This is a genomic window from Micromonospora sp. NPDC092111, assembly GCF_044755745.1.
Lineage (GTDB): Bacteria > Actinomycetota > Actinomycetes > Mycobacteriales > Micromonosporaceae > Micromonospora.
In genome coordinates, this window is the sequence record NZ_JBIVRQ010000001.1 from 369511 (window position 1) to 391220 (window position 21710).

Consider the following 21710-nt stretch of genomic DNA (forward strand, 5'->3'; position numbering starts at 1 on the left):
CGCGCGGGGGGGGGGGGGGGGGGGGGGGGGGGGGGGGGGGGCGGCGCCGCGGGGCGCGGGGGGGGGGGGGGGGCGGCGGGCCCCCCCCCCCCCCCCCACGGCCCCGGGTGCCGGGCCACGTCGGTATTCGGCCCACCAGACCGTTCGTCCCGCCTGGTCGCGGCCGGCCCGCCCGGTCCGTCCCGCACAGACAAGGACCTCCGATGGCACCTCCCCGCGTCACCCGCCGGATGCCGCAGCTGGCGGTCGCACTCGGCCTGGCGCTGACGGCCACGAGCCCGGCGGCGGCCCACCCCGGGGTGAGCGCCGACATCGTCGACACGGCCCGGGGCGGTGGCCGCGCGGCCAGCCTCACCTTCGACGACGGGCCGAACCCCACCGACACGCTGCGGCTGCTCGCCGTCCTGCGCCGGCACCGGATCGCCGCCGTCTTCTGCCTGTGGGGCGAGCACGTGGCGGCGCACCCCGAGGTGGTACGCCGGATCGTGGCCGACGGTCACAGCCTGGGCAACCACGGCATGCGGCACGACGACATGAGTTCCTGGCCGCCCGAGCGGATCGCGGCGGACCTGCGGGAGACCAACGAGACCATCCGTCGCGCCGTACCGCAGGCCCGGATCCGGTACTTCCGCGCGCCGTACGGCGCGTGGGGAGCCACCCCCGCCGTGGCCGCCTCGCTGGGCATGCAGCCGCTCGGTTGGCGGCTGGCGGTCGGCGACTGGGAACCACCGGGCACCGACGAACTCGTCCGCCGCCTGCTCGACGGCGTCACGCCCGGTGCGGTGGTGCTGATGCACGACGGCGGCGGGGACCGCAGCCAGACCGTCGACGCGGTCGATCGGGTCGCGCCCATCCTGAAGGCGGAGCGCTGGCGGTTCACCCTGCCCCGCAAGTACGCCCGACAGTGAGGCCGCCCGGCGGATCCCGCGCCTGGCCAGCTCCAGCCGACGGCGAGCCACCCAGAGCATCGAAAGTTTCGGATCCGTCGACAAGCCGAGAACCGCACATAGCTGCTGGTGGCACACGCCGGGAGGCGGCTGTCCCGTAGTTGACCATGGGGTTCGTCCGGTCGCCGAGCGGGTTTGACTTCCCCGACAAGATGTAGGAGGTTATGGAGGTTAGGTAAGGCTACGCATGCCGAGGGGTCCCATGAGTTCTGTCTTCTTCGCCAGCTACCTGATCGGGCTGCGCGACGGCCTTGAGGCGGCGCTGGTGGTCACCATCCTGCTGACCGTGCTGGCCCGCTCACAGCGCCGCGACGGACTCGCCCCACTCTGGGCCGGCGTCGGGCTGGCCGTCGTGGTCGCCGCCACCCTCGGGGCAGTCCTGACGTACGTGGCCACCGCCCTGCTCAGCGGCGTACGCCTTGAGTTCTTCGAAGCCGTCACGTCGCTGCTCGCCGTCGCCATGGTCACCTGGATGATCTTCTGGATGCGGCACAGCGCCCGCACCCTCAGGGCGGAGCTGACCGGCAGGCTCACCAACGCGCTCGGGATGGGCCCGGTCGCCATCGGCGCGTTGGCCTTCGTCGCCGTGATCCGCGAGGGCGTCGAGATGGTGCTGCTGGTCTTCTCCGCCGCCCAGGCAGCCGCCCAGACGATCGCGCCGCTGGCCGGAATGCTCGCCGGGATCGGCTCGGCCGTGCTGCTGGGCTGGCTGATGTACGCGGCGGTCGCCCGGGTCAACCTCGGTCGCCTGTTCACCTGGACCGCGGTGCTGCTCATCCTCGTGGCGGCCGGGATCGCCAAGTACGCCGTCCACGGGTTCCAGACCGCAGGTGCGCTACCGGTCGGGGCGGGCGTCGCCTACGACCTGTCCGACGTCGTCGCACCGACCTCGTGGTACGCCACGCTGCTGACCGCGACGGTCAACCTCACACCGAGCGCCACGGTGCTGGAGATCAGCGTCTGGATCGCGTACGCCGCCGGGATCCTGCTGCTCTTCTTCCGGCCTCATCGCCCCGCGCCGGCCACCGCCGGCCCGGCTGGCGCGTCCGCCGTGGCCGACCGGTCCGCCGCCTGAGGTGTCGCCCGTCGCACCCGTCCACCGCCGCCTGGTCGAAGGCGGGGACGGGCTCGGGCCGGCCGCACGGTGACCCGAGGCGGTCGCGGAGCGTTTCGCCGGACCCCGGTCGGCGCATCGGCGTCCGGCCCGGTCAGCGCCCGCTGACCGGGACGGACGGCAGTGCCTCCGCCGGCCCGAGTACGGCCCGCAGCAGCACCCCGACCGTCGGCACCACCACCACGGTCAGCAGCCAGGCGCCGACGACGTCGCTGGGCCAGTGCACGACCAGCGCCACTCGGGAGACCCCCACCGCGACCGCCCAGGCGCCGGCGAGGCCCGCCAGCACGGCACGCCCCCGACCAGGCGCCAGCAGCTGCCAGCAGACGAGCACCGCGACCAGCGCGGCGCTCGCCGAGGCGGTGGTGTGCCCGGACGGGAACGACCAACCCGCCGAGGGTGCGAGCTGGTCGACCGGACGCGGCCGGTCGACGCCGGTGAGGATCACCAGGCGGACGCCGGTGGTGGCCGCCATCGCGGCGACGACGAAACATGCCTGCCGCCACCGGCCGCGCCACACCAGCAGCAGCGCCGCCGCCGCGACGATCGGCGTGAGGGTGCTGGCGTTCGCGGTCCGGGTCACCGCGTACATGACCGTCCGCCAGGCCGGATAATCGATCGCCGCCCGGTAGGCGGCGGCGCTGACCCAGGCGTCGGCCCGCGCCAGCGGGTGGAAGCCCAGGACCACCGCCAGGGTGAGCAACCCGAAGCCGAGGGCCGCCGCCAGCACCCAACCGGACGCCTGGCGCGGGCGACGGGCGGACAGGTCGGCCCCCCGCGCGGCGGACGACCGGACGGACTGCTGTCGGTGCACGGCGGTCTCTTCCTGTAGGTGGCGCCCACCCTACCCCTACAAGCTGTAGGACCGAATGTCGCCGGACGTCGACGAGCGCCGCGCCACCGCGCCGGAACCGGGCCGGCGCGGTGATGCGGGTACCCTGGCCCGGGAGGTCGGGCCGATGACGGAGAAGGACAAACGCCGGGCGCCGGGAACCCTGGAATCAGAGGTGATGGGCGTGCTCTGGGCGCGCGGCGAGCCGCTGACCACCAGTGAGGTGCAGAGCGCGGTCGGCGGCGATCTCGCCTACAACACCGTCCAGACCATCCTGACCCGGCTGCACGACAAGGGCCTGGTGCTGCGGGACAAGCCCGGACGCGGGCACGTCTACTGGCCGGCGCAGGACGCCGCCAGCGCGGCGGCCGCCCGGATGCGCGCGGCCCTGGTCGATCGACCCGACCGGCACCTGGTGCTACGCCAGTTCGCCGCGTCGCTCGACGACGCCGACGCGACGACCCTGCGGCAACTGCTCGCCGCCGCCGAGAAGCGCCGACGGGCATGACCGTCGCGGTGTACCTGCCGCTGCTGCTCGCGCCGCTGCTCGCGCTCACGGCACGGCGGCTGTCCACCCGTGGCGCCCCGTCGCCGGCCGCCCGGGGGCTGGCCGTCGCCGCGGTTGTCGCGGCGGCGTGCTCCACCTGGTCGCTGTGCCTGCTCGCGCTGACCCTGCTCGACGACCTGCCGCCGCTGGCCGCGCTGGACAACCACCCCGGCATCGAGCTGCCCGAACCGGTGCCGGGCCCGGTGGCCCTGCTCGCCGCCCTCGCCCTGGCGTGGGGCCTGGTCCGCCTGCTGGGCGACCTGCGGCGACGATTCGACACGCACCGGCAGTTACGGGCGGTGGCCACCCCGCACGCCGGCTTCGTCGTCGCGGACTGGGCGGCGCCGCTGGCCGTCGCGGTGCCCGGCCGACCCGGGCATCTGCTCGTCACCACCGGCATGCTGCGGCTGCTCGACGACAGCGAACGACGGGCGGTCTTCGCGCACGAACACGCGCACCTGGCCCACCGCCACCACCGCATCGTCGCCTGGACCGCCGCCGCGGCGGCCCTCAACCCGTTGCTCGCCGGAGTCCGGGAGGCAGTCGAGTTCCTGGTCGAGCGCTGGGCCGACGAGGACGCCGCGGCGACCGTCGACGACCGGACCCTGGTGGCGCGGGCGGTGGCCCGCGCCGCCCTGGCAACCACGGGATCAGGGTCGGCACGGGTGCTGGGCATCCACGGCGGGGTGGCCGTGCACCGGGTACGGGCACTGACCGAGCCGGCACCGCCGGCACAGCGCCGTCGCCTGCTCGGGCCGCTCCTGCTCAGCGGGGCCTTCCTGGCGACCAGCGCCGTGGCGACCGTCGAGTTCGTGGCCCTCGCCCGCGCCTGGCTCTGAGTGACGGGCCGCGGCGGCGGCACCGCGGTCGCCGCGTGAACGGCGTCGGCCCGCCCGCACCGCGGAACGCCACCCGGCACCGAACGTCACCGGCCATCACCGACAAAATGTTTCGTCTTGACAAGACTGACTTTCGGCGACATGCTCTTCGGCATGTGGGAAGTGACGGTGATCGAGGACCCGGCCACGGCGGGCGCCGCGCTGGATCCGATCCGGTCGCGGCTGCTCGCCGAGCTGGTCCGGCCGGGCTCGGCGAGCAGCCTGGCGGCCCGGCTCGGGCAGCCCCGGCAGAAGGTGAACTACCACCTCCGGGAGTTGGAGCGGCACGGCCTGCTCGAACTGGTCGAGGAGCGCCGCAAGGGCAACATGACCGAGCGGGTGCTCCAGGCGACGGCGTCGTCGTACGTCATCTCACCGGCGGCACTGGCCGCGGTGGAGCCGGACCCGATGCGGTCGCCGGACCGGCTCTCGGCGCGCTGGCTGCTGGCGGTGGGCGCCCGGCTGGTGCGCGACGTCGGCGCGCTCATCACCGGAGCGACCAGGGCCGGCAAGCGGGTCGCGACCTACGCGCTCGACGGGGAGGTGCGGTTCGCCACGGCGCAGGACCGGGCCGCCTTCGCGGCGGAGCTCACCGACGCGGTGACCGCGTTGGTCGCCAGGTACCACGACGAGAAGGCGCCCGGCGGGCGGACGTACCGGGTCATCCTGGCCGTCCACCCGTCGATCCCGCAGACCACCGGCGACGATCTGACGACCACCGGGACAGCGGCCGGCGAGGCACCGGCCGACGAGCCGAGAGAGGGGTCCTGACGTGGGCCGCCACTGGGAGCAGCGCGACGAGGCAACGGTCGGAGCCAGCGTCGAGGAGGTGTGGGACGCCATCGCCACCGGCCCGGGGATCGACTCGTGGTTCATGGGTCGCAACGAGGTGGAGTCCGGCCCGGACGGCGCGGTCCGCACGTCGATGGGGTCGTTCACCATGAACTCGGCCATCACCGAGTGGGACCCGCCGCACCGCTTCGCGCACCGCGGCGGCGACGGCCCGGACGGCCGGTTCATCGCGTACGAGTACCTCGTCGAGGGGCGCGACCAGGGCAGCACCGTGCTGCGCCTGGTGACCAACGGCTTCCTGCCCGGCGACGACTGGGAGGGCGAGTTCGAGGCCATGAAGCTCGGCGGCGCGATGTACTTCGCGACGCTCGTCGCGTACCTCGACCACTTCGCCGGCCGGACCGGGCAGCCGGTCACCGTGTCGGGGCCGCCCGTCACCGACTGGCCGACCGCCTGGGCCGAGCTGCACCGGGCCCTGGGGCTCTCCGCCTCGCCCAGGGTGGGCGACCCGGTCCGGGCCACCGTACCCGGGCTGCCGGCCGTCGAGGGCGTCGTCGACTTCGTCAACTCCCACGCCGTCGGCATCCGGACCCCGGATGCGCTCTACCGCTTCATCCGGGGCTACTTCGGCTCGATCGTCCTGGGGCACCACCTGTTCGACAGGGACCACACCGACACCACCCAGGCGTGGCGGAGCTGGCTCGACGGCCTGCCCGCCTGACACTGTTAAGGAGAACTGACGTGGGAAGCATCAAATCCGGCCTGTTCATCTCGCTCGACGGGGTGACCGAGGCCCCGGACACCTGGCACTTCGGCTACTTCAACGAGGAGATGGGCAACGCGGTCGGCTCGCTGATGGCGGGCAACGACGCCATGCTGCTCGGCCGCCGCACGTACGACGAGTTCGCGGGCTACTGGCCGAACGCGGACACGAACGACCCGATGACCAAGCAGATGAACGGCACCCCGAAGTACGTGGTGTCGAACACGCTGACCCAGGCCGACTGGGAGAACACCACCGTGGTCGGTGGCGACGACGCGTACGACCGGTTGCGCGCGCTGAGGGCCGAGCAGAACCTGGGCGTGACCGGCAGCGCGACGCTGGTGCGATCGCTGCTGGCGGAGGGGCTGCTCGACGAGCTGCACCTGTTGGTGCACCCCGTCGTGCTCGGTACCGGCAAGCGGCTGTTCGAGGGCTCGGCCAAGGTCCCGTTGAAGCTGCTGAGCGCGACGACGTTCAGCACGGGCGTGCTGCACCTGGTCTACGCCAACGAGTAACGGCACCGGGTCGCCCGGCACCTCGCCGCAGGCGGGGTGCCGGGCGAACCCCGGCGCACGGGACGAGCGGGGGCCGGCTGCTGCCGGCCCCCGCTCGCGAGCGGGAGTCCTCGGTGCAGCGGCGCACCATGCTCTCAAGGGGTGACGCCAGATGGGGCTGGACAATGCAGACGTCATGGCTCGGCACCGGCGTCTACCCGCCGGACGGGGTGGTGCGCGACCACGGGGGCGCTGACCGGGTAGGCGCGGGTTTCGGCGGGGCTGACCGTGGCCCACACGGTCTGCCCGGGAGTGAGGTGCAGGTGCGCGGCGGCGGCCGGGGTGAGGTCGGCGGCGGCGCTGACGGGTCCGTCGAGTTGGACCCGGAGGTTGTCGCCGTGGCGTTGCACGCCGGTGATGACGGCGGGCCAGGTGTTGCCGGCACTGCCGTCGGGTCGGGTCGGGCGCACCGCGACGGCCGACGGCCGGAAGGCGACGAAGGCGTCGCCGTCGACCCGGTCGGCGGTGCCGAGGGCGAGGTCACCGACCCGGACGGTGTGCCCGTCGCCGTGGCCCCGGTGCAGGTTGAGCCCGACCAGCCGGGCGACGTAGTCGGTGCGGGGCTGGGCGGTGATGGTGGCGGCGTCCCCCTGTTGGACCACGCGGCCGTGTTCGACGATGACGAGCCGGTCGGCCAGGACCAGGGCGTCGAGCGGGTCGTGGGTGACCAGCAACGTCGCGCCACGGTGGTCCCGCAGGTGGCGGTGCAGCTCGGCGCGGGTGTCGAGCCGGGTACCGGCGTCCAACGCGGCGAGGGGTTCGTCGAGCAGCAACAGCGTCGGGTCGACGGCGAGGGCGCGGGCCAGGGCGACCCGTTGGGCCTGCCCACCGGAGAGTTGCCGGGGCTTGCGGCGGGTGTGCTCGGCGAGGCCGACGCGGGCGAGCCAGGTCTGGGCCTCCGCGCGGGCGGTACGCCGGTCGGCGCCGCGCCGCCGGAGTCCGAAGGCGACGTTGTCGAGGGTGCTGAGGTGCGGGAAGAGCAGATAGTCCTGGAACACGACGCCGATCGGGCGTCGTTCCGGCGGGGTGCGGCGGCGCCGGTCGGGTCGGTCGAGGTCGACGCCGGCGAGGGTGAGGTGCCCGGCCGTGAGTGGTTGCAGGCCGGACAGGGCGCGCAGGGCGGTGGTCTTGCCGGCGCCGTTGGGCCCGAGCAGCGCGACCACCTCCCCCGCCGCGATGTGCACGTCGATGTCGAGGCGGAAGGCCCCTCGGTCGACCACCAGGTGCGCGTCCAGCAGCGGGCCGTCGGCCACGTCGGTGGTGGTCATGGGCTGGTGATCCAGCGGTCGCGCAGCCCGGCGAGGATGGCGACGGAGACGGTGAGCAGGATGAGGCTGAGCACGATCGCGGCGTCCAGGTCGGTCTCCAGGGCGAGGTAGACCGCGAGCGGCATGGTCTGGGTGGTGCCCGGGTAGTTGCCGGCGAAGGTGATGGTGGCGCCGAACTCGCCCAGCGCGCGGGCCCAGCACAGCACCGCGCCGGCGGCGACGCCGGGGGCGACGAGCGGCAGGGTGACGTGGGTGAAGGTGGTCCACCGGCCGGCGCCGAGGGTGGCGGCGGCCTCCTCGTAGCGGGTGTCCGCCCCCCGTAGTGCGCCCTCGACGGCGATGATGAGGAACGGCATCGCCACGAACGCCTCGGCGAGCACGACTCCGGTGGTGGTGAACGGCAGGGTGAGGCCGAAGGTCTGGTCCAGCCAGCCGCCGAGCAGTCCCCGCCGGCCGAAGACGAGCAGCAGCGCGACGCCGCCGACGACCGGTGGCAGGACGAGCGGGACGGTGACGAGGGCGCGGACCAGTCGCCGGCCGGGGAAGTCCACCCGGGCGAGCAGCCAGGCCAGCGGGATGCCGAGGGTCAGGCACAGCAGGGTCGCCAGGGTCGCGCACTGCAGCGACAGTCGCAGCGCGGTGAGGACGCCCGGCGCGGCGAGCCGCTGCGGGAGCGTCGCCCACGGCGCCCGGACCAGCAGGCCGGCGAGCGGCAGGATCAGGAACAGCAGCCCGAGGCCGGCCGGTACGAGCAGCGGAGCGGGCACCCGTCGGTGGGCGGGACGGCGGGGCGGCGCCACCGGCTTCGGTGGCGCCGCCGTCGGGTCGTCCAGCACGGGCATGCTCCGGGCGGGCCGCTACGGGGCCTGGAAGCCGGCGTTGGTCAGGGCGGTCCTGCCCAGGTCGGACAGCACGTAGGCGACGAACGCCTGCGCGCCGGCCTTGTTGGCGGCGTTCTTCAGCACGATGATCGGGTAGTCGTTGATCGCGCCGGCGGACTCGGGAAATTCGATGCCGTCGACGTCGGCGGCGGCGGCCCTGGCGTCGGTGCGGTACACCAGCGCGGCGTCGACCTCACCGAGCTTCACCTTCGACAGGGCGCCCTTGACGTCCTGTTCCAGGGTGACCGGCGTGAGCGTCACCTTCGCCGTGGCGAGGGCCTTCGCCGCCGCCGCCCCGCAGGGCACCTGCTCGGCGCAGAGCGCCACCTTCACCCCCGGCCCGGTCAGGTCGGCCAGTCCGGCGATCTTCTTCGGGTTTCCCTTCGGCACCGCGATGACGAGCTGGTTCCGCACGAAGGTGGTCGGGGAGCCGTCGCCGTTGCCGGCGTCGGTCACCGTGGCCATGTTCTTCGGCGCGGCGGAGGCGAACACGTCGGCCGGCGCCCCCTGGTTGATCTGGGTGGCCAGGGCCGAGCTGCCGGCGAAGTTGAAGGTGACCTTCGTCCCCGGGTGCGCGGCCTCGAACTCCCTGCCCAGCGTGGTGAACGACTCGGTCAGCGACGCCGCCGCGAACACCGTGACCGGCCCGGTCACCCCCGTGGCACTGCCGGCGGGCTGCGGGTCGGTGTCGTTGCCGCAGGCCGCGACGCCCACGACGGTCAGGGCCGCGAGCGCGGCCACGGTGGTACGGATCCAACGGGCTCTCACGAGCTGGTCCTCCCCCGGACACCGGCCGGGGTGGAGCGTTCCACCACGACCGTGGTCGACTTGATCACTGCGACGGCCACCGACCCGACCTGCAGGTCGAGTTCGTCGACCGCCTCCCGGCTCATCAACGACACCAGCCGGAACGGCCCGGCCTGGATGTCGACCTGCGCCATCACCGTGTCCCGTACCACCGCGGTCACGATCCCGCGCAGCCGGTTACGCGCCGAGGACGTCTCCGACCGGTCGTCCGGCTCGGTGCCCTGGGCGCGGACGAACGCGGCGAGGTCGGCCCCGTCGATCAGCCGATGGCCGTGCTCGTCCCGCCCGGCGAGCAGGCGGCCGGCGTCCACCCACCGCCGCACCGTGTCAGCGCTGACACCCAGCAGCTCGGCCGCCTCACCGATCCGGAACACCGTCACGCCGGTCAGCCTAGTGTCCGCACCTGCCCGAGGAAACATCGGATCAGGCCCGCACATTCGGGCTGTGAACGGCTTTGAGGTCGCATCTGCGCAGCCCCGGCCGGCGGCGGGCACCGAGCCCGGATCGGCTGGTGGCGTGGGCGCGGCCCGCTCCCTGTGCGCCTCGGCGGCCGTAGGCGCGAAGCGCCCGGCACCCAGGTCCCGGGCTAGCCGGCCAGCTCGACGAGCGGGAAGGCCCGGTGCCGCCGGGGCGGGACCAGGAAGTTCTGCCGACGGGTGCAGGTCAGGAAGCGTTCCAGGCCGTTGTCCTGCTCGGCCACCCGATGCTTACGCGCCAGGTCCACCGACGCCTGGCTGCGCCGCATCCGGGTGAAGAAGTCCGCGGTCGGCACGAAGACGCTGAAGTGCAACTTCGGCTGGCTGCTGCCGTCCGGCACGTCCATCGGGTCGAACCCGGGGCCGTCCACCCGCAGGTGCATCGGGGTGCCGTCCGGTGCCCGGGAACTGCGCTGGAGGGTGGACAGGTGACCCATCCGGCGCTCGCCCCGGGGCAGGCCGACCCCCCGGGCGGTCCGCTCGGCGTACGCCGGGCCCCGGTTCTCGGCGGGCAGGAAGGACGGCCCGCCGCCGTCGGTGAGCTGGTCGGGGTTGCCGGGGTGCACCGCCGGGGCGTGGAACATGTACTGCACCCGCTTGGTGAAGTTGCCGTTCTCGCTCGGCGGGGTGTCCGGCCCGGCCATGTCGTAGAACTGGAGCATGTCGAGGATGACGTGCGACAGGTGCTGGATGCCGCCGTTGTCCAGGTAGTCACCGGGGCGGGCGGTGCTCAGCCGGGCCGAGGGATGGCCGGCGAAGGTGCAGATCGCCGGCGGCCCGGAGGCGTTGACCTGCTGGTCGGAGAAGCCCATCCACATCGGCGAGTCGGGCTGGATGAACCGGGCGTACGGCAGCCGGTTCTGCTCGGCCACCGAGCGGGGCAGACCGACCTGGGTGAACATGTGCCGGCTGGAGGTGACGGTGAGCAGCCCGGCGAAGGCCGGCGGGGGCGTCGGCCGGCCGGCCAGCGTGCCGCTGCCGTCGAACCAGGCCAGCACGTCCTGGATCACCGCCGCCCGGTCGCTGCGGAAGGTGAACAGCAGGTCGTTCTGCTCGATCCGGACCGGCACGGTGAACCGTCTCTTGGTCACCCCCGGGTTGTCCGGGTGGACGTCGGTCGGCGCGGGCGCCGCCTCCTCCAGCACGGACCGGGCCGGGTCGGCGAGCAGCCGGGGCAGGTGCGCGCCGACCAGGTCGCCGGTGAGACCGCCGGGTAGCCGCCGGAAGTAGGGCAGGCCGTAGGAGACGAAGGTCATCAGGTCGGCCGCGCCGAACGGGTAGCGCGACTCCAGGGCGGCGAGCACCCGGGTCAGCTCCCGCTGGTCGTCGCCGCCGGGTGTGCGGGACAGCGCGGCGGTCAGGTAGACGGTGTGCACCGGCGGCATGACGAACGGGCCGCCGGTGGGCGAGGACTGCTCGGGCGCGCTGAACCGGGCCACGTCGAACTGGATGTCGGGCAGCCCCGCCGCCGGGTCGGGGGCGGCCGGGCGGGCCGGGGTACGCACGCCGGCCGAGCAGGCGGCGAGGGCCGACGCGGCCATGGCCAGCGCGCCGCCGGCCAGCATCGTCCGGCGGCTGAGCCGCGACTCGTCGCCCACCCCGTCAGCTCGACCGGTCGAGCGCGGCGCGCAGCGCCCCGCCCAACTCCTCGTCGCCGGGGGCGGTCAGCCGCACCGTGTGCCCGGTGAGCCCGACAAAGCCCTCCCGGGCCCCGCCGTTGCGGGTCGGACTGACCAGCACCACGTCGGCGTCCCCCTCGACGTCGACGTGCCGGGTGCCCTTGGCGTAGCTGGCGAAGGAGCGCAGGCCGAGGGCGTCGAGGACCGGCGCGAACGTCGACGGCCCGCCCCGCAGGTCGGGGGTGGGCACCCCGGTGCGCGAGGCGTCGAGCATCCGGCGCACCGCCGCGCCCAACTCCCGGTCGTCGGCCGGCTCGTCGAGGAGCACGAAGGCCCCGTTGGCGATCCACATGCCGCCGCCGGTCAGCGAGGAGGAGTGCGCGACGTACCGACCTCTGCGCAGGTCGAGTGCGGCGAGTCTGGTCATGGGTGTCCTCGGTGGAGAGGGGGACGCCCCAGGCTACCCGTGGGACGTCCCCGGTGGGCTATCTCATCGGGATGATCCGGACGGTCACCCCCTTCTGGGCACCGTACTGGACGATCTGGTTGAGCGCGTTCTGCTGGGCGCTGGTGGCCGCGCCGCGCTGCACGGCGATCTCCAGCTCCCGGGCGGCGACCTGGCCCGGCCTGATGGTGACACCGTCCCATTTGACCGGGTTGCTCTTGGCGAAGCCGGCCGCCTTGTCCACGTAGCCCTGCAACCGGCTGGTGAGCTGGCCGGCGCTCTGGTAGCTCTTCGCGGTCAGGTCGACGCTCTTGATGCTGGTGGCGGTGCCGTTGGCAAACCGGTCGATGGTCGGGAAGCTGCGCGGCAGGTTGCCGCCGAGTTTGGCCTCGATGGCCAGGCCGCGCTCGAACTGGTTGAGCTTCCAGACCGAGCTGCCGGCCTTCAGGTACGCCCCGAGTCCGCCGGTGAGCGCCCCCAGCGCGCCGCCGATGGCGAAGTCCTTCAGGGCGTCGCCCATGCTGTACTTGCGCCCGGTCAGCGCGGCCAGGCCCGCCCCGATGCCGACCGAGGAGGCGCCGCCGATCAGCGCCCCGATCAGGATCGGCACGCAGATCGGGCAGTCGCCGTTGGGGTCGGAGAGGTTGACCGGGTCGTTGAGGGCGTACGTGTAGAGGTTGGCGCTGCCGCCGCCGAAGCCGGCCGGGTCCTGGCTGAGGAACCGGCCCGTCTCCGGGCTGTACCAGCGGGCCCGGTTATAGGACAGCCCGGTGTCGGCGTCGCGTTCCCGGCCGGTGAACCCCTGGGTGTTGCCGCTGGTCGCGCCGCTGGCGGTGACCGCGCCGAACGGGTCGTAGGCGTACTGGGTGGTCAGCGTGCCGGCGGAGTCGGCCAGGCCGAGCACGCTGCCGAGCGCGTCGGTGACCGGCACCCGGGCGCCGGCGGCGTCGGTGCGGACCAGCGTCTGGTCCAACCCGGCGGTGAGCCGGTCGGCCACCGCCGTGCCGGTCTGCTCCCGGACCAGGTTCGGACCGTCGTAGCCGAAGGTGGTGGTGGCCCCGCCGGCGGTACGGCTGGCCAGCCGCCCGGCGGCGTCGTAGCCGTACGAGGTGGCCAGGCCCGGCCCGGTCACCCCGGTCAGCTCACCCCGGGCGTTCCAGGTGTAGCCGCGCACGCCGTCGCCGGTCAGGTTGCCCTCGTCGTCGTAGCCGAACGTCTGCGCACCTCGGCTGTTCAGCCGGTTCGCCGCGTCGTAGCTGGCCGCCGGCCCGGTGGCGGGGACGGTGACCTGGGCGAGGCTGCCGGTCAGGCTCGCCACCCGGCCCGTGCCGTCGTAGCCGTAGCCGAGATCGCCGATCGGCACCCCGCCGGTGGTCTCGTAGGACAGCCGGGTGAGCTGGGAGGCGGCGTCGTAGGCGTACCGGGTGGTGACGCCGGCCTGCTCGACGCGGGCGGTGCGGCCGGCGGCGTCCCGGTGCCAGGTGGCGGTGGTGCCGCCCTGGGTGATCCGCTCGATCAGCCCGGTCTGGTCGTAGCCGTAGGTGATCGCCGGCTGACCGGGCACGGTCATCCCGGAGCGCCGGCCGGCCGCGTCGTAGCTGTAGCCGACGGTGCCGGTCGGGCTGGTGACGCTGACCACCTGGTCGAGGTCGTTCCAGCCGAGGGTGAGCGGCCCGCCGGCCGAGTCGTCGATGGTGGCGAGCCGGTCCAGGCTGTCGTAGCCGAACCGCTTGGTGCTCTCGTAGGTCGGGCCGGCGGTGGCGCCGTACCCGATGAAGGTGGTCCGGCCGAGGCCGTCGTACTCGGTGACGGTGGTCTTGCCGCGCCGGTCGGTGGCGGAGACCACCCGGCCGAGCACGTCGTACGTCTGGCGGGCCTGCTTGCCGAGCGGGTCGGTGACGGTGACGGGGCGGTCGGAGCTGTCGTAGTCGACGCTGGTGCTGTTGCCCCGGGCGTCGGTGACCCTGGTCAGGTTGCCGTTGCCGTCGTACTCGAAGGTGGTCGCCCGGCCGAGGCCGTCGGTGCTGGTGACGACCTGGTTGTCCGGGTCGTAGCGGACCCGCTCCAGCACCCCGTTCGGGTCGGTGACCGCCACCGGGCGGCCGACGGCGTCGACGAAGCTGCGAGTGGTCCGGCCCAGCGGATCGGTGACCGCGACCAGGTCGCCCTGCTCGTAGCGGTAGCGGGTGGTGTTGCCGAGCGGGTCGGTGAACGAGGTGACCTGGCCGTCGGCGTTGTAGGCGTAGCGCCGGGTCCGGCCGGCGGCGTCGGTCGCCGTGGTCAGGTTGCCCCGGTCGTCGTACCCCATCCGGGTGGTCCGGCCCTGGTCGTCGGTGACCGAGGTGAGCTGCCGGTACGGGCCGCCGGAGGTGACCGTGGCGGACTGGGCGGCGGCGGTGCCGGCGAGCGCGGTGAGCGAGGTGAGCTGCCCGTTCGGGCCGTACCCGAGGGTGGTCCGCCGCCCGTACGGGTCGACCAGCGCGGTCGGCAGGTGGGTGGCCGGGTCCCGGGCGGTGGTCGAGGTGCGCGCCTGGGCGGTACCGGCGGCGGTGGTCTCGGCGGTCACCCGGTGGTCGCCGTCGAAGCTGGTCTCCCGGACGCTGCCGTCCGGTTCGGTGACCGCCGTCTTCACCACCTGGCCGGCGGCGTCGGTGGTGTAGGCGAACCCGTAGCTGACGCCGCCGGGCATGGTCTGGGCGGCCACCCGGCCGGCGGCGTCGTAGCTGTTGGTCAGGTAGGTGACGCCCCGGGCGTCGGTGACCGTGGTCATCCGGTGCGCGGTGTCGTAGGTGTAGGTGGTGGTCCGGCCACCCGGCGAGGTGACCGTGGTCAGCCGGCCGGCGGAGTCGTAGCCGTACTGCACGGCCCGACCCAGGTTGTCCTGCGCCCGGGTGACCCGGCCGCCGGTGTAGCTGAGCTTGATCCAGCGCCCGTTGGGCGAGGTGACCTGGGTGATGTCACCGGACTGCCCGCCGGTGGACCGGGTCAGGGTGATCTGGTTGCCGTGCCGGTCCCGGATGGACTGCAACGGGGCGTTCTCGCCGAAGACGTAGACCAGGCCGTCGGTGCGGACCAGGTCCCAGCCGTTGCCGTTCCAGCTCATCACCGCGTCCCGGAACGGGCCGGTGGTGTCGACGGCCTTGAACACCGCGTCGGTCCAGCCGGTGCCGGGGCTGGTCCGGACGAGGTGGACCTTCCCGCTGTCCGGGAAGATCAGGTCGGCCTCGACGTACTCCTGCTTGGAGTTGATGAAGATGCCGTAGGTGAAGTTCGCGCCGATACCGAACTCGCGGTCCTGGGTGTCGTTCTGCCGGTAGGTGCGGGTGATCGAGATCGGCAGCACGTCGTTGACGGTCAGGTCGGTGTGCTCGTCGACGAAGAGGCCGCTGGCCAGGTCGACCGGGTCGCCGCCGGAGTCGCCGTCCTCACCCGGGCCGGTGCCGGCGGGGCGCTTGCCGCTGCCGTTGAACATCGCCCCGGTGAACTCCCAGACCCGCACGTCCGGGTCGGGCACGATCTGCCGGCCGTCCGGGGTGACGGTGCCGTGGCCGTAGATGTACCAGCCGGCCTCCGCGCCAGTCACCGCGCAGACGGCGGGGGCCTTCACCGCCTTGCCGGGCTTCTTCGGGTACGACTTCACCGGCGCCTTGACGCACGGCGTCCGCCCCGGGTCGTAGTCCCAGAAGTCGAGCCGGCTGCCCGGGGCCAGGCCCTGGGTGTTCGGGTAGATGATCTGCGCGCCCTTCGGCAGGATCACCGACCCGCCGGGCTGCACGGTGAAGTAGACCGGGGTGCGCACCCCGGCCGGGAGCGGGAACGGCGGCTGGTCCACCGGCAGCGCGGTGATGGACAGTTCGGTGACCCGCTTGCCGGCCCGGTCGCGGATCACCGAGTCCTTGGGCAGCCGCACCTCGAAGCCGGGGATGGCCGGGGTGGTGATGACGGTCTGCTTGCGGGTGGGCGAGGGGAAGCGGACGCTGTTCGCGGTGTCGAGCCGGGTCATCCAGATCGGGTAGCCCAGCTCGACGGTCTCCCCGGCCCGCAGGTCCACCCCGGTCTCGAAGCGGCCGAACGCCCGGCCGGGGCGGCTCGCCGTCGCCCCGTCGATGACCAGGACGTGGTGACCGGCGGTGAGCCCGGTGAGCAGGAACCGGCCGGTGGCGTCGGTGCGGGTGCTGCGCCGGCCCACCGCCAGGGTGACGTCGGCGAGCGGCTTGCCGTTGAGCAGCAGGGCCTGCCCGGCCAGCGCGGTGGCTCCCCGGTCGGCCCGCAGCGCCGGCTGGAGGTTGCCGTACGCGCCGGTGCGGTGGCTCGCCCAGTCCTCGCCGGCGAGGTTGAACCGGTCCGGGGCCCAGGTCTCGGTCACGTCGCCGGCCGGCCGGACCGGGCTCCTCGACGCGTCCGTGGTCTTCGGCGGCGTCCTCTTCGCGGCGGGCAGCCGTACCTCGCCGGTGATGCCGCCGACGGTGCTGGACGACGGGTCGACGAAGACGGTGTACGTGCCGGCCACCGGCAGGGTGACCGAGCTGAGGGTGCAGGTGTCACCGCAGTAGACGCTGCTGCCGAGGTTCGTCCCGTCCGGCTTGCGGATGACCACGGTGGCGTTGTAGCGGCTGTAGGTGCCGGCGGTCATCGCCACGGTGACCACCTGGCCGGCGCTGCCGGGGAAGGTGAGGGTGGCGTTCTGACCGGGCACGGTGGTGGTCAGGGTGGCCCCCGCGCCGCCCGGGGTGACGGCCGCGGTGGCGTCGGCCGGGACGTCGTGCACCTGGAGGGCGACCGCGCCGGTGTACATCCCGTCCGGGTTCAGCAGGATGGTGTACGTGCCGGCCACCGGCAACGTGGTGACGTCGAAGAAACACGTCGTCCCGCAGTAGGCGCTGCTGCCGAGGTTCGTCCCGTCCGGCTTGCGGATGATCGCCGTCGCGTTGTACGTGCCGTAGCTGCCGGCGCTGCCCTGCACCGAGACGCGCTGCCCGGCGGTGCCGGGGAACGACAGCACCGCGTTCTGGCCGGGGGCGGCGGTGGTCAGGGTGACCGCGCTGCCGCCCGGCGTCGTGCCGGCGGTCGCGTCGGCCGGGACGTCGTACACCCGCAGCGAGACCGAGCCGGTGGACATCCCGTCCGGGTTCAGCAGGATGGTGTACGTGCCGGCCACCGGCAACGTGGTGACGTCGAAGAAACACGTCGCCCCGCAGTACGCGCTGCTGGTCAGGTTCGACCCGTCCGGCTTGCGCACGATCGCCGTCGCGTTGTACGTCCCGTACGTGCCCCCGGTGCCCTGCACCACGATCCGCTGACCCGCCGCACCCGTGAACGACAGCACCGCGTTCTGCCCGGGGACGGTGGTGGTCACCGGCACGGCCGGGCCGCCGACGGTGGCACCGACCGCCGCGTCCGCCGGCACGTCGTAGATCCGCAGGGTCACCGCGCCGGTGTAGGCCAGGTCGGGGTTGAGCAGGATGGTGTACGTGCCGGCCACCGGCAACGTGGTGACGTCGAAGAAACACGTCGCCCCGCAGTACGCGCTGCTGGTCAGGTTCGACCCGTCCGGCTTGCGCACGATCGCCGTCGCGTTGTACGTCCCGTACGTGCCGCCGGTGCCCTGCACCACGATCCGCTGACCCGCCGCGCCCGTGAACGACAGCACCGCGTTCTGCCCGGGGACGGTGGTGGTGAGGGTGACGCCTTCCCCGCCCGGGGCCGTGCCGGCGGTGGCGTCGGCCGGCACGTCGTACACCCGCAGGGTGACCGCGCCGGTGTAGGTGGACGCCGGGTCGACCAGGATGCTGTACGTGCCGGCGACCGGCAGCACCACCGTGTCGAACAGGCACGACGTCCCGCAGTACGCGCTGCTGGTCAGGTTCGACCCGTCCGGCTTGCGCACGATCGCCGTCGCGTTGTACGTCCCGTACGTGCCGCCGGTGCCCTGGACCAGGATCCGCTGCCCGGCCGTGCCGGGGAACGTCACCACGCCGTTCTGCCCGGGGACGCCGGTGGTGACGGTGACCGGGTCGCCGCCGGGGGTGGTGCTGACGGTGGCGTCGACCGGCACGTCGAACACCTGCCCGGTGAGGCTGCCGACGGCCGCCGCGGCCGGGTCGACCAGCACCGTGTAGGTGCCGGCCGTGGCGAGCGACACCGAACTGAACGAGCAGCTCGTCGCGCAGGACGAGGAGCTGACCGTGCTGCCGTTCGGGGCGCGCAGCGTCGCGGTCACGCTGCCGCCGCCGAACGCGCCGGCGGAGAGGCTGACGGTGACGACCTGCCCGGCCGTGCCGGGGAACGACACCACCGCGTTCTGCCCCGGCACGGTGGTGGTCACCGAGACCGCCGCGCCGCCCGGGGTGGTGCTCGCGGTGGCGTCGGCGGGCACCGCGTACACCCGGGCGGTGAGCGCCCCGACGGCGGTCGTCCTCGGGTCGACCACCAGCGTGTACGTGCCGTCGACCGACAGCGTGGCGGTGTCCAGGAAGCAGGACGTCCCGCAGGACGTGTTCGACCCGACCGCGCTGCCGTCCGGACGCCGCAACGTCACCGTCGCCTCGGACGAGCCGTACGTCCCGGCCGAGAGCTGCACCGCCACCCGCTGACCCGACGTCGCCGGGAACGACACCACCGCGTTCTGCCCCGGCACCGTCGTGGTCACCGACACCGCCGCGCCGCCCGGGGTGGTGTTGGTGACCGCGTCGGCGGGCACGTCGTGCACCTTGACCGTGATGCCGCCGACGACCGTGCCCTTCGGGTCGACCAGCACGGTGTACGTGCCGGCCACCGGAAGGGTCGTGGTGTCCAGGAAGCAGGACGTCCCGCAGGACGTGTTCGACCCGACCGCGCTGCCGTCCGGACGCCGCAACGTCACCGTCGCCTCGGACGAGCCGTACGTCCCGGCCGAGAGCTGCACCGCCACCCGCTGACCCGACGTCGCCGGGAACGACACCACCGCGTTCTGCCCCGGCACCGTCGTGGTCACCGACACCGCCGCGCCGCCCGGGGTGGTGTTGGTGACCGCGTCGTTGGGCAGGTCGTAGACCCGGGCGGTGATGGCGCCGAGGGTGGTGCCGGTCGGGTTGACCAGCACGGTGTACGTGCCGGTGGCCGGGAGGGTGATCGCGTTGAACGAACAGCTCGTGCCGCAGTAGCTCTCGCTGACCAGGGTGGAGCCGTCCGGGGCGCGCAGCGTCACGCCGGCGTTGTAGGTGCCGAAGGTGCCGCCGCTCAGGGTCACCGAGACGGCCTGACCGGCGGTGCCGGGGAAGGAGACGACCGCGTTCTGCCCGGGCACGGTGGTGGTCACCGACACCGCCGTGCCGCCGGGGGTGGTGCTCGCCGAGGCGTCCGCCGGCACGTCGTGGACCTGGACGGTGGCCTGGCCGAGGTAGGTGGTGTCCGGGTTGAGCAGGATGGTGTACGTGCCGTCGACCGGCAGCACCACCGCGTCGAAGAAGCACGACGCCCCGCAGTACGCGCTGCCGGTCAGGTTCGAACCGTCCGGCTTACGCACCACCGCCGACGCGTTGTACGTCCCGTACGTCCCACCACTGAACTGCACCGAGACCCGCTGCCCCGCCGTACCGGCGAACGAGACCACGGCGTTCTGCCCCGGCACGGTGGTGCCCACGGTCACCGGCGCGCCGCCCGGGCTGGCGGTCGCCGTGGCGTCCGCCGGCACCAGGTGGACCTGCACCGCGACCTGGCCCACGGTGGCGCCGTCGGGGTTGAGCAGGATGGTGTACGTGCCGTCGACCGGCAGCACCACCGTGTCGAAGAAACACGACGCCCCGCAGTACGCGCTGCCGGTCAGGTTCGACCCGTCCGGCTTACGCACCACCGCCGACGCGTTGTACGTCCCGTACGTCCCACCACTGAACTGCACCGAGACCCGCTGCCCCGCCGTACCGGCGAAGGAGACCACGCCGTTCTGCCCGACGGCGGTGGTCACCGTGACCGCGCCGGCCCCGGGCGTGGCGGTCGCCGTCGCGTCCGCCGGCACGTCGTGGACCTGCGCGGTGACCGCGCCGACGTAGCTGGTGTCGGGGTTGACCAGGATGGTGTACGTGCCGTCGACCGGCAGGACCATGGTGTCGAAGAGGCACGAGCTGCCGCAGTACGCGCTGCCGGTCAGGTTCGACCCGTCCGGCTTACGCACCACCGCGGAGGCGTTGTAGGTGCCGTACGTCCCGCCGGTGAGCTGGACGAGGACCCGCTGGCCGGCCGTGCCGGGGAACGAGACGACGCTGTTCTGGCCGGGCACCGTCGTGGTCGCCGTGACCTGCGGGCCGCCGGGCGTCGCCGCCACCGTGGCGTCGGCCGGCACGTCGTACACCTGGACGGTGATCGCCCCGGTGGAGGTGGACTGCGGGTCGACGAAGAGGGTGTACGTCCCCTCGGTCGGCAGCACCGTGGTGTCGAGGAAGCAGGCGGTGCCGCAGGAGCCGTTGGAGACGACCGTGCCGCCGCCCGGCTTGCGCAGCGTCACGGCGGCGTTGTAGGTGCCGTAGGTGCCGCCGCTGAGCTTGACCGAGACCCGCTGGCCGGTGCTGCCGGGAAAGGTGACCGCGCCGTTCTGCCCCGGCACGGTGGTGGTGACGGTGACCGGGTCCCCGCCCGCCGTGGTGCTCGCCGCGGCGTCGGCCGGCACCTCCCGCACGGTCGCGGAGACCGAGCCGGTGGCCGTGCTCGACGCCGCCAGCAGCAGCGTGTACGTGCCCGCCGTGCGGGCCGTCACCGTGTCGATGAAGCCGGTGGCGCCCACGCACCCGGCCGACGCCGCGGTACGCCCGAACGGGTCGAGGAGCTTCGCGGTGGAGATGCCACACGAGCCGAAGGTGCCGTCGGCCAGCCCCACGCTCGCCCGCTGCCCCTCGGCCAGGTCGAAGACGACCAGCGCGATGTCGCCCGCGCTCGGGATCGACACCGGCGTGCTGGTGCCGAGCGCGACCCGGGCGGTGTGCGCCACGTCGGCGACGGTGTACGGGGCGGGCGCGACGAACACGTCGGCCGCGCCGTCGGCGCTGCCGTGGGCGGTGCGGACGCCGATCCGGCCGGAGGCGGCACCGGCGGGCACCTCGACGGTCAGGCTGCCGGCGGTGACCGTCGAGGCGAGGGCCCGGGTGCGGTTGAGGGTGACGGCGTTGTCGGCGGCCTGGGTGGCGAAGCCGGTGCCGGTGACGGTGACCGTGCCGCCGGGCGCGACGACGGTCGGGGCGACGGCGGTGACGGTGGGCGCGGACTCGTCCGGCCCGGTGACCACGAAGGACTGCGGGCTGGTCGCGGTGGCCCCGCCGACGGTGACGGTGACCAGGCCGGTGGTCGCCCCGGCGGGGACCCGGGCGACCAGGCGCCGGCCGCCGGCGGCGGTGACGGGGGCCGGGACGCCGTTGAACGCGACGGTGTTCTCGGCCGCCACGTCGGAGAAGCAGCCGCCCTCCAGGGTCACCTCGGCGCCGACGGCGGCGCGGGCCGGCACCACCGACAGCAGGGCCAGGGCGGGGGCGGGGCTGCCGTCGTTGCTGACCGAGGTGATGTTGCCGGTGGGGTCGTACCGGTAGCGGGCGGTCCGTCCGGCCTGGTCCTGCACCCCGGCCAGTTGCCCGGCGGCGTCGTAGGCGTAGCCGACGGAGTCGCAGGAGACCGAGGCCGGGACGATGTCCGGCAGGTCCGCCCGGACGGCGAAGGCCAGCAGCAGGACGAGGGTGGCGAGGGTCGCGGTCAACCGCAGCCGGGCACCTGCCCAGACCCTCGATCGGATGGTGCGGCGGCCGAGCGATCCCGACATGCTGCCTCC

At 73.7% G+C, this 21710-nt stretch carries 15 protein-coding genes; 7 read left to right on the forward strand and 8 right to left on the reverse strand.

Features of this window, described 5'->3' with window-relative positions:
* The first annotated feature begins 203 nt into the window (after positions 1 to 203).
* Positions 204 to 908, forward strand: coding sequence for a polysaccharide deacetylase family protein (locus ACIQG9_RS01620; RefSeq protein ID WP_400397243.1), 705 nt, complete (start codon positions 204 to 206; stop codon positions 906 to 908).
* 241 nt (positions 909 to 1149) lie between these two features.
* Positions 1150 to 2022 (forward strand): iron uptake transporter permease EfeU, encoded by an 873-nt coding sequence (efeU, locus tag ACIQG9_RS01625; protein WP_400397246.1) that lies wholly within the window; start codon positions 1150 to 1152, stop codon positions 2020 to 2022.
* Between the two features lie 133 nt (positions 2023 to 2155).
* On the opposite strand, the gene ACIQG9_RS01630 is transcribed toward efeU, so the two are convergent.
* Entirely contained in the window at positions 2156 to 2875 is a 720-nt protein-coding gene (locus tag ACIQG9_RS01630) for a phosphatase PAP2 family protein (RefSeq protein ID WP_400397249.1), read from the reverse strand.
* Between the two features lie 145 nt (positions 2876 to 3020).
* On the opposite strand from ACIQG9_RS01630, the gene ACIQG9_RS01635 reads away from it, so the two are divergent.
* The 5 genes from ACIQG9_RS01635 (at position 3021) to ACIQG9_RS01655 (ending at position 6388) form a co-directional block, all read left to right on the forward strand.
* On the forward strand, positions 3021 to 3401 hold the full coding sequence (locus tag ACIQG9_RS01635) for a BlaI/MecI/CopY family transcriptional regulator (protein ID WP_400397252.1): 381 nt from the start codon (positions 3021 to 3023) through the stop codon (positions 3399 to 3401).
* Positions 3398 to 4279: a M48 family metalloprotease gene (locus tag ACIQG9_RS01640; RefSeq protein WP_400397255.1), complete on the forward strand. Its 882-nt coding sequence runs from the start codon at positions 3398 to 3400 to the stop codon at positions 4277 to 4279. The genes ACIQG9_RS01635 and ACIQG9_RS01640 overlap by 4 nt, the downstream gene beginning before the upstream one ends.
* Before the next feature lie 117 nt (positions 4280 to 4396).
* On the forward strand, positions 4397 to 5089 hold the full coding sequence (locus ACIQG9_RS01645) for an ArsR/SmtB family transcription factor (RefSeq protein ID WP_400397258.1): 693 nt from the start codon (positions 4397 to 4399) through the stop codon (positions 5087 to 5089).
* A gap of 1 nt (position 5090) precedes the next feature.
* Complete coding sequence (locus tag ACIQG9_RS01650; protein ID WP_400397261.1) at positions 5091 to 5831, forward strand: SRPBCC domain-containing protein; 741 nt, start codon at positions 5091 to 5093, stop codon at positions 5829 to 5831.
* Between the two features lie 20 nt (positions 5832 to 5851).
* Positions 5852 to 6388 (forward strand): dihydrofolate reductase family protein, encoded by a 537-nt coding sequence (locus tag ACIQG9_RS01655; RefSeq protein WP_400397264.1) that lies wholly within the window; start codon positions 5852 to 5854, stop codon positions 6386 to 6388.
* A gap of 173 nt (positions 6389 to 6561) precedes the next feature.
* Here the strand turns inward: ACIQG9_RS01655 and ACIQG9_RS01660 are convergent, their stop codons facing one another.
* The 7 genes from ACIQG9_RS01660 to ACIQG9_RS01690 form a co-directional block, all read right to left on the reverse strand.
* A complete protein-coding gene (locus ACIQG9_RS01660) occupies positions 6562 to 7695 on the reverse strand; it encodes an ABC transporter ATP-binding protein (RefSeq protein WP_400397267.1) in 1134 nt (377 codons plus the stop codon).
* Positions 7692 to 8537, reverse strand: coding sequence for a molybdate ABC transporter permease subunit (gene modB, locus ACIQG9_RS01665; RefSeq protein ID WP_400397270.1), 846 nt, complete (start codon positions 8535 to 8537; stop codon positions 7692 to 7694). Before modB ends, ACIQG9_RS01660 begins: the two co-directional genes overlap by 4 nt.
* A 15-nt stretch (positions 8538 to 8552) precedes the next feature.
* A complete protein-coding gene (gene modA / locus ACIQG9_RS01670; protein ID WP_400398757.1) occupies positions 8553 to 9329 on the reverse strand; it encodes a molybdate ABC transporter substrate-binding protein in 777 nt (258 codons plus the stop codon).
* Positions 9330 to 9340: 11 nt separating this feature from the next.
* A complete protein-coding gene (locus ACIQG9_RS01675; protein ID WP_400397273.1) occupies positions 9341 to 9763 on the reverse strand; it encodes a molybdopterin-binding protein in 423 nt (140 codons plus the stop codon).
* 206 nt (positions 9764 to 9969) lie between these two features.
* Positions 9970 to 11457, reverse strand: a complete 1488-nt coding sequence (locus ACIQG9_RS01680) for a hypothetical protein (RefSeq protein ID WP_400397276.1) — start codon at positions 11455 to 11457, stop codon at positions 9970 to 9972.
* Positions 11458 to 11461: 4 nt separating this feature from the next.
* A complete protein-coding gene (locus tag ACIQG9_RS01685) occupies positions 11462 to 11905 on the reverse strand; it encodes a hypothetical protein (RefSeq protein WP_400397279.1) in 444 nt (147 codons plus the stop codon).
* A 58-nt stretch (positions 11906 to 11963) separates the two neighbouring features.
* The gene (locus ACIQG9_RS01690; protein ID WP_400397282.1) at positions 11964 to 21701 is read right to left on the reverse strand and encodes a pre-peptidase C-terminal domain-containing protein; all 9738 of its coding nucleotides are present in this window, start codon (positions 21699 to 21701) and stop codon (positions 11964 to 11966) included.
* Positions 21702 to 21710 lie beyond the last annotated feature (9 nt).

Bases quoted from the DNA above. Each gene is read 5' to 3' on its own strand.
- modB (WP_400397270.1), bottom strand. From the start codon at position 8,537: ATGCCCGTGCTGGACGACCCGACGGCGGCGCCACCGAAGCCGGTGGCG.
- ACIQG9_RS01635 (WP_400397252.1), top strand. From the start codon at position 3,021: ATGACGGAGAAGGACAAACGCCGGGCGCCGGGAACCCTGGAATCAGAG.
- ACIQG9_RS01660 (WP_400397267.1), bottom strand. From the start codon at position 7,695: ATGACCACCACCGACGTGGCCGACGGCCCGCTGCTGGACGCGCACCTG.
- ACIQG9_RS01690 (WP_400397282.1), bottom strand. From the start codon at position 21,701: ATGTCGGGATCGCTCGGCCGCCGCACCATCCGATCGAGGGTCTGGGCA.
- efeU (WP_400397246.1), top strand. From the start codon at position 1,150: ATGAGTTCTGTCTTCTTCGCCAGCTACCTGATCGGGCTGCGCGACGGC.
- ACIQG9_RS01620 (WP_400397243.1), top strand. From the start codon at position 204: ATGGCACCTCCCCGCGTCACCCGCCGGATGCCGCAGCTGGCGGTCGCA.
- ACIQG9_RS01685 (WP_400397279.1), bottom strand. From the start codon at position 11,905: ATGACCAGACTCGCCGCACTCGACCTGCGCAGAGGTCGGTACGTCGCG.
- ACIQG9_RS01640 (WP_400397255.1), top strand. From the start codon at position 3,398: ATGACCGTCGCGGTGTACCTGCCGCTGCTGCTCGCGCCGCTGCTCGCG.